This is a genomic window from Peribacillus asahii, assembly GCF_003570725.1.
Taxonomy (GTDB): domain Bacteria; phylum Bacillota; class Bacilli; order Bacillales; family DSM-1321; genus Peribacillus; species Peribacillus asahii.
This window is the reverse complement of sequence record NZ_QWVS01000026.1, coordinates 60,996-76,511: the sequence shown is the minus strand read 5'-3', so window position 1 is coordinate 76,511 and position 15,516 is coordinate 60,996. Positions and strand designations below refer to the sequence as shown.

General features: G+C 36.2%; 14 protein-coding genes and 2 pseudogenes. 4 read left to right on the top strand and 12 right to left on the bottom strand.

All coding sequences use genetic code 11. The annotated features are described in order from the left end of the window. Positions 1 to 112: 112 nt before the first annotated feature. From D1953_RS14190 to glnA, 5 genes are all read right to left on the bottom strand, one after another. Complete coding sequence (locus tag D1953_RS14190; RefSeq protein WP_182480618.1) at positions 113 to 964, bottom strand: acyltransferase; 852 nt, start codon at positions 962 to 964, stop codon at positions 113 to 115. Positions 965 to 1,118: 154 nt separating this feature from the next. Continuing rightward, positions 1,119 to 1,316, bottom strand: coding sequence for a hypothetical protein (locus D1953_RS14185; RefSeq protein WP_245980143.1), 198 nt, complete (start codon positions 1,314 to 1,316; stop codon positions 1,119 to 1,121). Positions 1,317 to 1,407: 91 nt separating this feature from the next. Beyond that, entirely contained in the window at positions 1,408 to 1,563 is a 156-nt protein-coding gene (locus tag D1953_RS21320; protein ID WP_182480617.1) for a hypothetical protein, read from the bottom strand. Positions 1,564 to 1,890: 327 nt separating this feature from the next. Then, positions 1,891 to 2,076, bottom strand: coding sequence for a hypothetical protein (locus tag D1953_RS14175; protein ID WP_119117844.1), 186 nt, complete (start codon positions 2,074 to 2,076; stop codon positions 1,891 to 1,893). A 524-nt stretch (positions 2,077 to 2,600) separates the two neighbouring features. After that, complete coding sequence (gene glnA / locus D1953_RS14165; protein ID WP_119117843.1) at positions 2,601 to 3,965, bottom strand: type I glutamate--ammonia ligase; 1,365 nt, start codon at positions 3,963 to 3,965, stop codon at positions 2,601 to 2,603. A gap of 152 nt (positions 3,966 to 4,117) precedes the next feature. Between glnA and D1953_RS21315 the strand changes: the two genes are divergently transcribed. Further along, positions 4,118 to 4,255: a hypothetical protein gene (locus tag D1953_RS21315; RefSeq protein WP_182480616.1), complete on the top strand. Its 138-nt coding sequence runs from the start codon at positions 4,118 to 4,120 to the stop codon at positions 4,253 to 4,255. Between the two features lie 316 nt (positions 4,256 to 4,571). Here the strand turns inward: D1953_RS21315 and D1953_RS14160 are convergent, their stop codons facing one another. Both D1953_RS14160 and D1953_RS14155 read right to left on the bottom strand, forming a co-directional pair. Beyond that, complete coding sequence (locus tag D1953_RS14160) at positions 4,572 to 5,225, bottom strand: vWA domain-containing protein (RefSeq protein WP_119117861.1); 654 nt, start codon at positions 5,223 to 5,225, stop codon at positions 4,572 to 4,574. A 77-nt stretch (positions 5,226 to 5,302) separates the two neighbouring features. Further along, positions 5,303 to 6,307 carry a macro domain-containing protein gene (locus D1953_RS14155; protein ID WP_119117842.1) on the bottom strand — a complete coding sequence of 335 codons (1,005 nt, stop codon included), beginning with the start codon at positions 6,305 to 6,307 and terminating at the stop codon, positions 5,303 to 5,305. A gap of 284 nt (positions 6,308 to 6,591) precedes the next feature. On the opposite strand from D1953_RS14155, the pseudogene D1953_RS14150 reads away from it, so the two are divergent. Then, positions 6,592 to 7,479, top strand: a pseudogene (locus tag D1953_RS14150) (thiamine pyrophosphate-dependent enzyme); the annotation flags it as partial. 643 nt (positions 7,480 to 8,122) lie between these two features. On the opposite strand, the pseudogene D1953_RS14145 reads toward D1953_RS14150, so the two are convergent. Beyond that, positions 8,123 to 8,842 (bottom strand): annotated as a pseudogene (locus tag D1953_RS14145) (molybdopterin cofactor-binding domain-containing protein); the annotation flags it as partial. 151 nt (positions 8,843 to 8,993) lie between these two features. On the opposite strand from D1953_RS14145, the gene D1953_RS14140 reads away from it, so the two are divergent. Next, positions 8,994 to 9,500, top strand: a complete 507-nt coding sequence (locus tag D1953_RS14140) for a hypothetical protein (protein ID WP_119117841.1) — start codon at positions 8,994 to 8,996, stop codon at positions 9,498 to 9,500. Positions 9,501 to 9,643: 143 nt separating this feature from the next. Here D1953_RS14140 and D1953_RS14135 read toward each other — a convergent pair whose 3' ends face one another. Continuing rightward, positions 9,644 to 10,837, bottom strand: coding sequence for an MFS transporter (locus D1953_RS14135; RefSeq protein ID WP_119117840.1), 1,194 nt, complete (start codon positions 10,835 to 10,837; stop codon positions 9,644 to 9,646). A 127-nt stretch (positions 10,838 to 10,964) separates the two neighbouring features. Here D1953_RS14135 and D1953_RS14130 point away from each other — a divergent pair, with 127 nt between their 5' ends. Then, positions 10,965 to 11,861, top strand: coding sequence for a LysR family transcriptional regulator (locus D1953_RS14130; protein WP_119117839.1), 897 nt, complete (start codon positions 10,965 to 10,967; stop codon positions 11,859 to 11,861). Positions 11,862 to 12,025: 164 nt separating this feature from the next. Here the strand turns inward: D1953_RS14130 and D1953_RS14125 are convergent, their stop codons facing one another. The 3 genes from D1953_RS14125 to D1953_RS14115 form a co-directional block, all read right to left on the bottom strand. Beyond that, positions 12,026 to 12,556: an IseA DL-endopeptidase inhibitor family protein gene (locus tag D1953_RS14125; protein ID WP_119117838.1), complete on the bottom strand. Its 531-nt coding sequence runs from the start codon at positions 12,554 to 12,556 to the stop codon at positions 12,026 to 12,028. Positions 12,557 to 12,795: 239 nt separating this feature from the next. After that, on the bottom strand, positions 12,796 to 14,082 hold the full coding sequence (locus D1953_RS14120) for a M48 family metallopeptidase (protein WP_119117837.1): 1,287 nt from the start codon (positions 14,080 to 14,082) through the stop codon (positions 12,796 to 12,798). Positions 14,083 to 14,249: 167 nt separating this feature from the next. After that, complete coding sequence (locus tag D1953_RS14115) at positions 14,250 to 15,509, bottom strand: MFS transporter (RefSeq protein ID WP_182480615.1); 1,260 nt, start codon at positions 15,507 to 15,509, stop codon at positions 14,250 to 14,252. Between the last annotated feature and the right edge of the window lie 7 nt (positions 15,510 to 15,516).

Below are 15,516 nucleotides of genomic sequence, written 5' to 3'. Positions count from 1 at the left end.
ATTCAACATCAAAAAGAGCCCTTCAAAATAGAATAATGAAAGCAACTCAGAGTTTTGATTTATTTTTTTGGATAAATTTATTCATTTACTCCTTGCTTCCTTTACGAAAGATTCAGTCAATAAATGTTTTCTTGTTCTCAGGAGGCACTGGAATAAAGAAACGATTCTTACTTGTTACATCAAGATAAGATGTTAATATAGCAGTCTTCTCCTCTACAGAAGTTGCGATATTTAGCTGTTCTTCAATTTTTGCAAAATGTTTTTCTGTCGAGCCTTTTGATGTATAAACAAAACGTCCATCTGGAAACTCTTGTGAATCCATCGTTTCTTTTTCAGTATATGCATGGACAGACGGACGTGCCCAAAAAACATCTTTCCGCACCACACGTGCAGGACTTCCTGCAATTGCTACATTTGATGGGAATGATTTTGTCACGAGTGACCTTGCACCTAAAATTGAACCTGTACCAACTTCTACTCCTTTTAGAATCATCACGTCCTGCCCAATCCAAATGTGGTCACCTAAATACACACTCTTTGTTGGGTTAATCCGTTTTCGAGTTGTTCCATCATAGATTAAATGTGGATCTGCCAAACGAACGACTACATCACTTGAAAACATATTATCATGACCGATGAACAGGTTCTTTCGCTCAGAGAGAATAAATCTCGCAGCTCCATTAAATGAATAATTGCGACCAAGGAAAAATGTATTAGCATTCCAAACACTGACGCTCATCATTGCATTATGATTTGATTTCCCAATGATGATGAGCGAGTTGTTACGATTAAAATTTAGCGTTGCATTTTTAATTTTGGCCCCACGTTCAATAATTAACCGATTTCCTTTACCAACAAAATTGATTTTGCTATTCACAAACGAAATCTCATCTTCGGTATTTCCTATAAAAAGTATTTCATTATCCGTTTTCGGTTTCTGTGATATCTCGGAAATAGTTTCCATGCTGTTCATACCCACTTTCAAAATGTTAAAAACGTGTTTATTAAAGAAAAAATAAAAAAAGAGATATATCGCAATAATAGAAAGCTGTATTCGATACTAGCATATTGGTCCCTTCACACGCAACTCCCGGTCACTCTTAATGGTATAGTCACCCTCAAGCTCGTTCCAGCTTTTCATTTGCCGCCCCTGCCTTATTTATATATTCATACATAAGGTCTTTTTTCTTCATTTCTTTTTGTAAACGACAGTAAAAATCATGTGTTTCGATATACAATTTAATCAATTCTTCATCTGACTCTTGATATGATTCACCTAGATATTCTCTGATTTTCTTTGCAGTTGGTACGGCCATAATTTATGTCCCCCCTTTCATAAAAAAATTACATCGTGGTACAAACGATGGTCCCCAAATGAGAAAATTTTTGAATTGAAAGGCAGGGGGACTATCTAGTAATCGCATAATAAATTACATAGAACCAACTGAAAAAACCGTGAATGATTGCCCACAATATTGATTTATGAATACTCCATGATACGCAAATAGCCAACGCACATCCGAATGAGATACCACCTGACACAACTGTTTTATTGTCACTCATCTTCACTCACTCCTGTCTGTTTTTGAAAAGATATGCATCAGGTTATCTCCGGATTTCTTTTTGAAGAAATTATTTTTTTTACTAACAGTCTTCGCTTTCTTCTTTCCCTTCTCGGGATGTTGTTTGTTATGACAAGCGTGGATAATCTGCAAGCTCTTTAATGTGATGGACCATATCGGCTAGCTTGATAGTCTCCTTGTCATAACAGTCCTGGCGTAGATAATCGTAGCGTTGTAACGTTTATGCTCGGACCTTTTACTAGCTTTATAGTGTAGTAGCATCCGATAGTAATCCTTTGCTTCCCCCTGGTAATGAATAGCGCTCACATTAGGACTCCACAGCTTCTTGAATTTTTTGTTTAATTTCCTCATAAGTCCCTTCATGTCTAATTATTTCTACACCTGTTGGATATTCAACAAAGATTTGATCATCTAAAACAGATATGATTTTATTTATATTTATTAAACGCGAAGAGTTATAATGCTTTTCTAATATTTCTATAAATCCTTTCATCTCATCACTGCTCCATTCTTAAAATAAACCCTGGCTCGTTCAAGAATTTCTTTAGACAATTTATCTATTACTGTATTCTTATAATTGCAAATTGACTCCGATATTTTATTCCATTCGTTATATGAAAGTTCAATAGTCAATTCCATAACCATCTTGGTGGCCTCACCGTCACGGTTAAGCCAATCATTTATTTTTCCGTTCATATCTTACTCGATGCCCAAATAGAAATTAATAATCTTGTCCACAGTTTATTTTACATAAGCCACGATACGAGATTTATAGTTCTTCGCTAGCTCTTCAAGTTCTGGATAAATATTCTCTGGATGCTCTATGTACAAGTGGTCACCATTCAGAACTAATTAAAGAGAGCACATTAAATAAATTGGGAGATTACACGAAAAATGTACTCAAATAATTACTTTTTTAAATAAAATCGGGCATTTGTAAAAATCGGCGGAAAACTATTTAAATCGCCCGACATAAAAAAAAGCCCCGATACTAAAAGTACCAAGGCTTTGAATAGTTTAGAATTTAGATTGATAGTTTTCAATTTCCCATGAATGAACAGCTGTACGATAGCTATCCCATTCTGCTTTTTTGAGAGAAACATATTCGTTATATACGTGACCGCCTAATGCTTTATAAGCAAATTCGCTTGATTCTAATTCACTGATTGCTTCCTTTAAGCTGCCAGGTAAGTTGTCAATTCCGAGTTCCGCTTTTCTTTCTTCTGTCATATGGAAGATATCTTCATTAATTGGAGCTGGTGCTTCTAGTCCTTTTTCGATTCCATCTAAACCTGCAGAAGCAATGACCGCGAACGTTAAGTAAGGGTTGGCTGATGGATCTGGACAGCGTAATTCTACACGTGTCGCAAGACCTTTTTTCGCTGGAATACGAATAAGTGCTGAACGGTTAGAAGCAGACCAAGCAAGGTAACAAGGTGCCTCGTAACCAGGCACTAGGCGTTTATAAGAGTTTACTAACGGGTTTGTTACTGCCGCAAAGCTCTTCACGTTTTCTAGTAGCCCTGCAATAAATTGATACGCTTTTTCAGATAGCTGCAACTCATCTGAAGGATCAAAGAATGCATTTTCGCTTCCTTCAAAGAATGACATATTTACGTGCATACCAGAACCGTTGATTCCGAATACTGGCTTTGGCATAAATGTAGCATGCAATCCAAATTTCTTTGCAATGGTCTTCACGACCCATTTATACGTAGTTGATCGGTCTGCTGCAGTTAGTGCATCTGCATATTTAAAGCTAAGTTCATGTTGCCCTTCTGCTACCTCATGATGAGATGCTTCAATCGTAAAGCCTAGCGCTTTTAAAGCACGGTAGATTTCTAAACGAACACGTTCTCCAAGATCATGTGGTGATGGTTCGAAATAACCTGCTTTATCGCCGAGTTCTCGAGTTGCATATCCGTTTTCATCTGTTTTAAATAAGAAAAACTCTAACTCAGGTCCTACTGAAATCGTAAACCCTTTATCAGCTGCGCGTTCCATTGTTTTCTTTAGTACATTTCTTGTATCTCCCTCAAAAAGAGTCCCATCAGGGTTCTTTACAGAGCATAAGAATCGTGCCTCTGAATACCCTTCTTCTACCGTCCAAGGAAGAACAGCAAATGTAGCTAAATCTGGTTGTAGATATAGATCTGATTTATTAATAGGTGAAAAACCTGTAATAGAAGAACCATCAAACATCATCTTACCTTCTACTACATCTTCTAATTGTTCAGATGTTACCGTGATATGCTTTAAGATTCCTTCAATATCTACAAATTGTAAGTGTAGTAGTTCAACATTTTTTTCTTTAATTGTCTCTTCGATTTGTTCTAAAACTGCAGTCTCTGTCGTTATATTTGAAATAAGTGTTTGAGTCATGTTGTCCTACCTCTCATATACATGTTATATTTTATATCATTCGATAATTTGATTATATTTTAATCTATATGATTTGACAACTATTTTTTGAATATTTATGCTAATTTAACCTAGTTAATAATAAAGGGGTTTAGGAGAAAGGTAGTGCGAAAATGTCTAATAACAGAAAAGATAAGGGAAATTCATCAGTAAATAAAACTCAAACATCTCGAAAAGAAAAAATACATTCTAGTTTTGAAAAAGCCATCCAAGCAAATGGGGATGCCCTAAAAAAATTGAGCAAAGATTAATAGAAATATATTTAAGGGTGATTGTTTTAAATGACATGAAATAATATTTGTAGTTATATAAAAAAACACATGATGATTCAGAACTCAAATCTGGAGACCGTCTATTATTAGGGGGATTAAAAAGTTACCTAAATCTTATGTTTCTCATGAAGTAAACAATAATGGCCCTTCTCTAAAAAACGAGAAGAGCTCTATACTAAAATATTAAATTCCTTTGTGGTAGTATTTTATTTTTAAAATTGGCTATTCAAAATTTTTCAGGGTCATGAAAAGGTAGTTTTACTTCCTAAAAAATCACAACCATCATTTTTGTATTTTATTTATTCCTTGAGCGCCGATTATAATCTCTTTCAATTCCTTCTTTCCAGCTTCGATCAATCTTTTTGCCACTTCGGAGGTTTACCACAGCCTCATTCACCGCTTCATAATTTAATTGCGTTCCTATATGGTCAGCATGGTATTCAACTGCGAAGTCCTCATCGATTCCAAATTGTGCAGCAGTTGAGATGGCATCGATATTGGCGCCAAGGAACATAAATCTCCAGCCATATTTCTCTTTTTGATGCTGCACCATTTTTTTAATTTTATTCGTTGTGTATTCACGGCTAGCATTTTCCATCCCATCCGTCGTAATGACGAATAGTACCTTTTCTGCACGTTCATCCTCACTTGTTCTCTTTTGTACATTAATTATTTTTTGAATGGTGAAACCAATAGCATCTAATAAAGCAGTAGTCCCTCCTACTTCATAATCTTCTTCATTAATAGGAGATATACCTTTTACATTTATTCGGTCATGCAATAATTCATAAAGATGATTGAATAATACAGTAGTGACAAAAGCTTCTCCTTCAGCTTTTTGTTGTTTCCTGAGCATCGCATTGAAACCACCAATTGTATCCGCTTCAAGTCCTGCCATGGAGCCGCTTTTATCTAAAATAAAAACTAATTCTGTTAAATTCCCTTTCATCATCGTCATCCTCCGTTCGTTGATAAACTTAGATTAACAATGATTTAATAAAAAATGGTCGCTGTCAAAGCGACATTTTAAGCACCAAGTAATGGCTGGTCAAAAGCAAATAAGGCTTCATTGATTTCATGAATATTATAGTTATCTTGTTGAATAAAGAACTCAATAATGACATCAAATTTACTACTACGCGACAAGGTATAACCAGCAGTAGTGAGTAACTCCATCGTTTCCTCTAAATTCAGCTTTAAAGCAATAGCAAAGGCAATAACGGTTTTCTTCTTTGGAGTATAATCAACTCCATTCCGGATTTTCGAGAATAATCGACGGTCTATATTCGCCCTTTTATACGTCTCAACATCTGTCATTCCTTTTTCATCAATTAAACGAAGCAGCCGCTCGGAAAAAGACTCCTCGAGTTGGTTCAACAGGTTTACTAAAGAAGCGTTTGCTTCTTCGTATAGATCCTGCTGAAGAATTTCGACTTCCTGCAATTGTTCCATTATGTATCGTTCTTCTCTTCTACTACGATTAAATTTGCTTTCTACTTCCTCTACATAATGCTCGTCAATATATTGATGAATCGATGTAAATAACTTCTTGCTTAAACCGAAAGATTGCTTATCAAAAACAACTAGATAAACAAACATGTCATGATTTAATAAAAATGAACTGATAGTGGAAACCGCAATTTGTAATGCCTCCTCTTTTGGATAACCATATATGCCGGTCGAAATCAATGGAAAAGCAATGGATTCACATTGATAATTCTTTGCTAGTTCCAAAGAGTTATAGTAAGCTGCCTTTAACAGAGTTGCTTCTTGATTTGAACTACCTTGCCAAATAGGTCCTGGTGTATGAATAATAAACTTTGCATCCAACTTAAACCCGTCGGTAATAATAGCTTCTCCAACCTGGCACTCACCAATTTTATCGCATGCTTCTTGCAACTCGCTGGCACCTGCTGCACGAAATATAGCACCACATACACCACCACCCATTTTCAGTGCTGTATTCGCGGCATTTACAATCGCATCCACCTTCATCTTTGTAATATCATTTCGAACGATTTCTAATGGCATAGCACCTTCTCCTTCCCTACAAAACATCTTTTTTCACTGTACTTCCAATCATAGCTAATTAAGGGGATTTTAAAAAGAGAGGACATTTATTAAAAGCAAGACCCATTCAGGGACAGCCTGATTCATTGATATCCTCCTTACACTTTCTTCCTTATCGATGCGGATATTAAATACAGATACAAACCTTGTCGAGGCAACAACTGAACAATCACGCCATTCCTTTGATTCAGCATAAAATCCGGCAACATGGTAAAAATACAAAAAATAACGAAGGAGAAAAATATTTTCCATACAGACAATTCTATCCAAAAGATGCCACAATTTTGCAGGTCGGTATCGAGCCGGGACATCTCGGCCGCCGAACCGACATCATCTACAGGCTGTGTGGTGATGTGAAGGCAACCATTGAAGGACTGCTGCCTTATCTAACAGAGCCACATGATGGAGGCCACTTGAAGAGATTAACAGACCACTATTGCAAAGTCCGTGATGATCTGGACGAACTTGCCATCGGAAAACCCGGCCATAAACCGATCCATCCTCACTATCTAACGAAAGCCGTCAGTGATCTGGCGAGTGAGAATGCCGTATTTACATGCGATGTCGGAACCCCAACACTTTAGGCCGCCCGTTATCTGCAAATGAACGGACAAAGGCGGTTATTCACGGAACGATGGCAAACGCCCTGCCACAGGCTATTGGAGCACAGATAGCCCAGCCAGGTCGCCAGGTGATTTCTCTTTCTGGAGATGGAGGTCTTGCCGCGCCAATGGGCAATCTTCTCATCCTGCGACAGTATAAATTATCCGTAAAAGTGGTCGTATTCAATAACGGTGCGTTCAGCTTCGTTGAGCTTGAAATGAAAGCAGCCGGCCTCCTGGAAATAGGCACCGCCCTTGATAACCCCAACTTTGCAACGATGGCGCAAGCGATAGGCATTGAAGGAATTCGCGTGGAAGATCCTGCAGAACTGAAGGAAGCGATTCAGCGTACCCTTCAATATGACGGACCTGTGCCTACTTGATGTTATCGTGAACCGTCAGGAATTGGCTCTACCACCAAAAATCACATTTGAACAGGCGCATGGATTTAGCCTTTGGATGATGAAAGCCGTCCTGAACAGGCACGGCAACGAGCTCATTGACCTTGCCAAAACGAATCTTTTCCGCTAATAAGCCCAAATTATACGATATTATAGAAGAAAAGAAAAACCATGATGAAAAACAAACCGTCATTAAAAAGTTTGTTTTTTTATGCTATTAGTTGTTAATGCACTGCAACGAAGCCGTACATTAGTGCAATTAGGAAAACAAATGTAAAAACATCCTATTTTTTTCTTAAAATTAGTCGCCATTTATTATTGAATTTCTCAAATTGAATAATATAATTTTCTTTTTCATAAATAAAAATATTCCCGGGTTTTGTTGGTTTTCCCATCATCTCCAAAATTTCAGCTTTTGAATAATCAAGTTCAACTTGAATTGAATAAATCTCTTTCATTTCATCTTCGTTGATAATAAAATTTTGATTTTCAATTGTATATCCATATGTTTGAATGTCTTCATGGTCAAAATGTTCGTTTGGTTTGCCCCAAATTCTTTCTACATCGCTCATTTTAATATCGTTATCAAGCCTTAAAGGTGTTCCTTTTATGATTCCTTTTTCTAAGCTTTTAATAGTTTCAGCATCTAAATTAAATACGCTATGTCTTGAAATATCTCCTACCTTATTTTCCTCTTTTGGTACTTGCGTACTGCAACCAGATATAACAAGTAAAATAGCAATCAATGTTATTAATAAATTCACTATTTTCAAATTCAACACCCTCCCTAAATCATCAAAATAAAAGGTTTCTCTCCCAGCGAATGCCAGCCCCATACTCATTGCCCCCATAACCTGACCTAACGCTGTTTTTTCATTCATCACCCTGTGCCAGCATCCACCACCGTCGCAGCATTAACAAGTCGATACGTATAATTTTTACGATCAAATTCTACCTCTACCCCATATGCCGCAACAGACCACTCCGGACCAGGCTTCCCAGCCCCAGTTTCAGGATCCAAATGCGTGATATGGCGTAATATATATTTTCCTCTGCCAATGATTTGACCGCCAATAGAGTTACCATTTGGATACTTATAACCATAACCAATATCTTAAAAATGGAGCCCAATGGATGGATTATCCCTCAAAAATACCCGACTATTGGCCACTTCAAGATCTTCCTTTGGTACTCTTAACACACATGAAGCCACTTCTTTTAATTGGTTAATCACATCGTCTGCGGCATTTAAGGTAGCCCTACCTGCCATAAATGTCCCCCTGCTGCCAACACTTTTCCAATGTTCTGGCGTTGTCTCGGTATCGACTTTCATTCGAACATGAATTTGATTGATATCCATTTTAAGTCTCTCGGCGAGAATTTGAGCTAGCACAGTCTTAGTTCCAGTTCCAATTTCGATAACCCTACATCAAATTGATACTCCCATCCCGATTAAATATTAAAATAACGCCCGAGGGAGCGTTGGTATCAATTTAAGAAAGTTTTAAAAAGTCTCCTAAAATAGTCCTTTCACTCTAAAACTAAGGTACTTTTAGGATGTTTTCCCTATTGATTCCAATAAAATATTAATATAATATTTTTACTATGAATTTTACATATCATTAAAAAATGGAGGTAATTTTGGTGAAAAGGAAATTATATTCATATGTAACAGCCCTTTTATTAACAGTAACGGCATTGTTATTTTATCCTTCTCAATCCCAAGCATTAAGCGGTAACGAAGCATCCTATTTTTATTGGATGCAAAGTGGAACACCAAGTTATCAATCTACGTCTTATGGTAGTTGGACAAGCCAAAAGGGAACGATTGTTGGACCTGGCACTATGAAAAAAAGCTATACTACAAAAAGCAGCTTTTCCATTACTGGAAGTGCTGGAATACCAGTCAAAACAGTAGAATTAGGATTAGAAGCTGGTTTTACTAAAGAAAACACATTATCTACCTCAGTATCTAGACGTATTCCAAAAGGGAAAACAGGAGTATTTCAAACTAGATATCAATACAAAACATACAAAGTAAAAATGGCACAATGGGTTAGCATCGACGGCAGAAAATCAAAAACAGGTAAAACTAAATATGTAACAGTTAAGAAAAGAACAGATGTACAAGGACGAATTATTTTAAAATAAAAGAAGCCTAAGCCTAATTTCTCGCAAACACTGCTGAGAAATTAGGCTTCTTTGCTATTTTATCTACCAGTTTATTTAACTTTTAAAGTTCAATAATTTTAAATACAGCATGAATACTATTTCAATTACGAGAGACAATTAATTTAAAATTCCGTTGAAACAGATTGATGCTTTTTTTCTGGGATATGATGAAAAATAAAATAAACAACTATCGAGATTAGTGAAATAACAGCCGCAAATGTATACATTATTCGATAACTACTAATGAATGCAGTAAAGCCCATGAAATAGGAACCTAAACCGTATCCAAGATCACTTAGTAAAAAGAAAGTAGCTGTAGCAGCGCCGCTTCTGGCAGCAGGTGATTGTTTGATTGCAAGCCCTTGGAAGCAAGGATACAAAATACCGTAGCTAAGCCCCATAATGATGCCCGAAATTAAAATAGTCCCCACCGAATGAGCCTGACTTAACAAAAACATACCAGCCGTAAAAACGATGATGGAAGGATAAAATAAATAATGTTCCTTAAAGCGATCAAATAATTTAGCAACTGCTGGACGAAACACAACAATCATTAAGGCATATACAATAAAGAATAGCCCGGTTACAGAAGATTGATGAAGTTCCTTCGTATAGGGTGCTAGAAAGCCTGACAGTGAACTATATGAGAAAAATAAGAAAAAAGATACGAGAGAAATCGGCAACGCCTTGATTTCTAAAATATCCTGCCATTTTAATTTTTTCTTTACCGGTGTAACCGTTTTTTTCGTTTCCCGCAGTTGAACACGTAATACTAAAAGAAATGCAATTGCAGAGAGAATAGAAACTACACTTAGCAGCAAATAAATGTTTTCACTTTTCCATAAAAGCAGACCAAATGAAGGTCCAACAACCATAGCTAAACTGATAAACATACTAAAATATCCAATCCCCTCACCTTGACGAGAAGCGGGTAAGACAGAAATGGCAGCTGTGTTTGTAGCTGTTGAAGCAACGGCATAGCTCATACCGTGGATAAAACGGACAATTAAAAATAAAATAATCCCATCTTTTACACCAAAATAGGAAATCGTAGCAATAAAAAATATAGCAAATCCGATGACACCCATTTTCTTTTTACCGAAACAGTCTACCCATAAACCAGAAAAGATACGTGCCAGTACACTACCGATTACATATACCGTAATAATTAATCCCATTTGTTGTTGGTTGCCATGCATTCCAGATTGAACATATAAGGGTAAAACTGTAGCTAGCATATAAAACATCATGCCGATTAAAAAATTACTACCACAAAGATACAAGAAATTTTTTGTCCAAATTCTTGGTCGGTCCAATTCAGTCTCCACACTTTCTATAAATACTTTATTAAAACGGATAATTCATTATAAAGTTAATTTAATTTAATGTATAATTAACATTAATGATATTTAATATTAGTTATACTAATAGACGGAGGCAGACATGAATTTTGAACAGCTGGATTATATTAAAGCAATTGTCGAAAATAAATCGATGTCCATCGCATCACAACAATTGCATGTCACACAATCAGCTATTAGCCAGTCAATTGCGATGCTTGAAAAAGAACTAGGTGTTCAGTTATTTAAACGTTCCCGAAATGGAACATCGCCGACCGAAGATGGACTTTGGATTATTCCAAAGTTAATGGAGATTCTGCAAAAATCAAATGAACTTAAAATGGACATTCAATCCAAAACAGAAACTTTCTCAGGAAAAGTAACAATCGCTACCATTCCAAGTATTTTTATGACGCTGCTGCCAGAGGCATTGGCAAGTTTTAAAAAAGATTTTCCACTCGTACATTACGCAATTTCAGAACTGGAAAATAATCAAGTGTTAAAAGCAATTGAGCAAAAAAAAGCAGACGTTGGTTTTATCACATTAACACATGAATCGAAATCGTTAGACAATCAGCTAATTTATCATCCACTAAATCAACAAAGTCATTTTCATCTGCTTGTATCAGCAAAATCAATTCTTGCGATACGCTCGGAGATTCAATTGCAAGATGTACTAGATGAGTCCTTTATTTTATTTGGAGAACATTTTTATAGTAGCTTAACGAAAGGATTCGAAGAGAAATACAAGCAGCTATCCATTATATTTCAGTCATCTAATCCGGAAGTAATTAAAAAATCCGTAGCAGCTGGACTTGGCGTTAGCGTTGTATCAAAAACGATGATTGAAGACGATCCATATATTGAGAGTGGCCGAATTAAAGCAATACCGCTAATCGGTTATCCCTTTAATTTTTCCTTATCGTTCGGTGCCATTTATGACCGAAATTGTTCTAATTATAAATTAGTTCAACGAATGCTTACTTATTTTAATAAATAGCTTAGAAAAATTGCAGTACTTTGATTGAACTTTTTTCAAAACGATAGCTTTTTTGCTATATTTAAAACCGATACCGTAATACAATTGATGAAAAAAGAACATAATGAAGAGGCGATTTTCCATTCATTACTGAGCGGAAAATCGCCTTCTTAAGAGGTTTTCATTTATTGAACTGCATCGAACTTGTTTACTTTCCACTTCGACCCTGATTTGTAGAAAGTAACCGTACGTTTCACACTATCACCATCAACAGTAGGTACAGTGAATTTATATGAACGAACGTTTTGTTTTTTATCAATCAATTTCACTTTTGCTTTCTTCCATTCCAGCATGCCGAATCCATCGCCGACAGGTCTAGCTAGTTTTCCTTTATACGTAATATATCTATAATCTTTTAACCCTTTTTGTATCGCACTATTAGTAAATGTTTCTGATAAGTATTTAACGAGTTTATCTTTTGTATTAAATTCTTTACAAAGATACGAATACTGTGTGCCTTTATAAGTAAATGTCTTTTGTAAACATGGAGTCTTTTTATATCCGTATAACGCATTCCAAAAATGAATGCTAGCGTTATTTGCTATTTTTATCGCATTTGCATCTGATAAATTCTGTGAGGCAGTGTTCGCTGTAACTCCGGTACTTAATATACAAAATAGAATAACCGATAATACGATAACTGCAAATTTTTTCATCTTTTCTCTCCCCTATTCATAAGAGATTCAGCGTGAGCGGACTAAAAAACCTCCAATCTATATTTTGAATTAATTTTAACATAATTTAACAAAGTTTTCTTCAAATATTCATTTTCAAACAAGTTCGAGTGGACATTGAAAGTATCTACTTATATCATTCTTCATACCATCAAAAAAATACTGAACTTCCCTCAAAATGAGAAGTTCAGTATTTTTGATCATCATTCATAAACATCGATTTATTCGGCTAGGAGCTTCATGATTTCTTTATCGCCATTTTCTTCGGCATATTCATACGCTGTGTATCCTTCTTCACCTTTGATTTCCTTATTAGCTCCATTTTTTATGAGAAGTTCTACAATGTCAGAATTTCCATTCATGGCAGCAATCATAAGTGGTGTATCGCCATAGTAATCTTTTGCATCAAGATTACTTCCTGATTGAACTAGTAGTTCTACCGCTTCATAGGAATCATTGTAGACAGCATAATGAATAGCCGTTGAATCATCACTATCTTTCGCATTCAAATCTGCCCCACCGTCTATTTCTCTTTGCATTGTATCAAGATCGTTTTCACTGGCAGCATTCATTAATTCCGTAACATTTTCTACCTCATATTCTGATGCATCATCATTCCAAGCATATTCACTTAGGAATTGATCCGCTTTATTCACAGCATAAAATATACCAAATAATAGTGCTGGAGAAACAACCAGAGTCAAGAACAATACAAGAACAACATGTCGTTTTCTCTCTTTAAATAGTGTATATTCATGAGGATTCTGCCAATGATATAGACTATTCATTCTTTTAGGGAGATCAGGATGAGTAGACAGTTTTTCACTTAGCCATGTGAAAAATCCTTTTTCCTCCTCAAGTTGAGACATGAATGCTTCTTGATTCACACGATAATGCAATTTCTTTCCTATCGCTAGAATGGTTAAAGCATTTTGGGCTGCTTCCATATCTTTTATATAAAAAGCAGCGTAACGATCACATGTATACTCACAAGCTCTCATATATGATTCACCTAAAAAAGGCACCCACATTGCAGGTAAGATTAGGAAATGTACTAAAACATGTCTTCTCTTCAAATGTGCAAATTCATGTGCCAACACAAACAGCATTTCATCTTCCCTATCGTTTTCAATTAAATCAAATATTTCCGAATACATAACCACCATATTCTTACCGAAAAAACGAGTGGCAAACGCATTCAGCATTCCCATACTTTCCATAACATACATAGCTGGAACCTTTTCTAGTCCCATTTCAACTGACAGTCTCTCCGCTTTTATATATATTTCCGGAAATTGCTTCGGGGAAATTCTCACTGCATTTCGACGAATCTGCGCCATACTAATGGCATGAAAAAAATAAGAAATAAGAGCAAGAACAAGGATAATCACAATACCTATAATCGAAAAAGCCAATGAAATATAACATAATATACTGACAAATAAGACCAGTCCAAAATAAATATTTTCTTTATTATGTACTAAATTCCTCTGTAAATCTTCATTCATTTCTGTAAATCCCCCTCTCTATCTTTTAAACAACCATTTTAGAATAAATGGGGGGTTTTCAAAACACAAGTTGTAAATCAAAATAAACCATCATTCTCTATACAAACAGTCCTATAGTACTAAATACAACATATGAAAATATCAAAAGATCCAATTATATTTTTTGGTCAATCTCGCTTCGCTGTAACTTGAGGCAAACGAGCACTTAACACCCCAGCAATCGCTAACAATACAAACGCCATGATAAAGGATTGCTGATAATTCCCCGTTTGGTCGAACAAAATGCCAGGAATATACGAACCTAAGGCTGAGCCAAGTTGATGACTCATAAATAACCAGCCCGAAAGCAGACCGACAGATTGGCCTTCAAAATATTCCGAAAGCAATTTAACGGTTGGTGCAACAGTCGCAAAATCCACTAATCCAAAGGCAATCGCAAAAATAAATAACAGAATTGGATATTCAATAAATAGGACGAGCCCTGACCCGCTCGCAGCGAATACTAAAAACGCCACCGTAATCGCTCTTGTGAAATACAAAGCTACTAATATATTTTTATTATTAAAACGATCAGCTAATATGCCAGAAACAAGCGTTCCAATGACATTAAAAGCAGCAAGCGTACTAACCGCGGCACTTGTTACCGGCGCTGAAAACCCACAGGCTTGCGCAAAGGGTATTAAATGTGTATCCATTAATCCAGTTGTCGTAAAACCGCAAATGGCAAACGGAATTAATAAAAACCAAAAGCGACAATCCGCTTTCGATTTTGCTTGTACGACTGGCCGTTCTTCCTGCTTTTCTTCTTGATTTTTTTCATAACCAAACGGTTCCATCCCTGCTTTAAATGGGTCAGATTTTAACAACCAAGCAAGTAATGGACTAACAATACAAATTAAAAACAGACCAATGATACAAACCGTCCATCTCCAACCAACAGCATCAATAAGAAGAAGCGAACTTGGGACAATAACCATTTGTCCGGCACCAAACCCCGCTTCATTAATTCCAAGTGCTAATCCTCTTTTTTTCTGAAACCAGGTTGTCACAGCAACCGTTGCTGTGACACCTGAAGCACCGCCAAATCCAATCGAAGCGACAATTCCGTATAAAATAAACATTTGCCAAAGCTCTGTCGCAAAAAAACTAAGCAAAACTGAAAAACCAATGATAAGTGTACTCATGTAAAATACTCTTTTGATGCCATATTGATCAATCATTTTTCCAACAATCGGTTGAAAAATCGCAAATACGATAAAGCTAATAAAGGAAATCGCTGAAGTCGTTCCGCGGTTCGTTGAAAAAGTTGTTTCCCAGGGCTCCATAAAAGCCCCATACGTGTATCGTACGCCTTGCGCTGCCAAAATCCCGATAAACGTGACAGCGAGTATAATCCAGGCATAATGAATATGATGTCTTGTTCTCACCGGTTAT

Coding starts and splice junctions, on each gene's coding strand:
- D1953_RS14190 (WP_182480618.1), bottom strand. CDS start 964: ATGGAAACTATTTCCGAGATATCACAGAAACCGAAAACGGATAATGAA.
- D1953_RS14185 (WP_245980143.1), bottom strand. CDS start 1,316: ATGGCCGTACCAACTGCAAAGAAAATCAGAGAATATCTAGGTGAATCA.
- D1953_RS21320 (WP_182480617.1), bottom strand. CDS start 1,563: ATGAGTGACAATAAAACAGTTGTGTCAGGTGGTATCTCATTCGGATGT.
- D1953_RS14175 (WP_119117844.1), bottom strand. CDS start 2,076: ATGAAAGGATTTATAGAAATATTAGAAAAGCATTATAACTCTTCGCGT.
- glnA (WP_119117843.1), bottom strand. CDS start 3,965: ATGACTCAAACACTTATTTCAAATATAACGACAGAGACTGCAGTTTTA.
- D1953_RS21315 (WP_182480616.1), top strand. CDS start 4,118: ATGTCTAATAACAGAAAAGATAAGGGAAATTCATCAGTAAATAAAACT.
- D1953_RS14160 (WP_119117861.1), bottom strand. CDS start 5,225: ATGAAAGGGAATTTAACAGAATTAGTTTTTATTTTAGATAAAAGCGGC.
- D1953_RS14155 (WP_119117842.1), bottom strand. CDS start 6,307: ATGCCATTAGAAATCGTTCGAAATGATATTACAAAGATGAAGGTGGAT.
- D1953_RS14130 (WP_119117839.1), top strand. CDS start 10,965: ATGAATTTTGAACAGCTGGATTATATTAAAGCAATTGTCGAAAATAAA.
- D1953_RS14125 (WP_119117838.1), bottom strand. CDS start 12,556: ATGAAAAAATTTGCAGTTATCGTATTATCGGTTATTCTATTTTGTATA.
- D1953_RS14120 (WP_119117837.1), bottom strand. CDS start 14,082: ATGAATGAAGATTTACAGAGGAATTTAGTACATAATAAAGAAAATATT.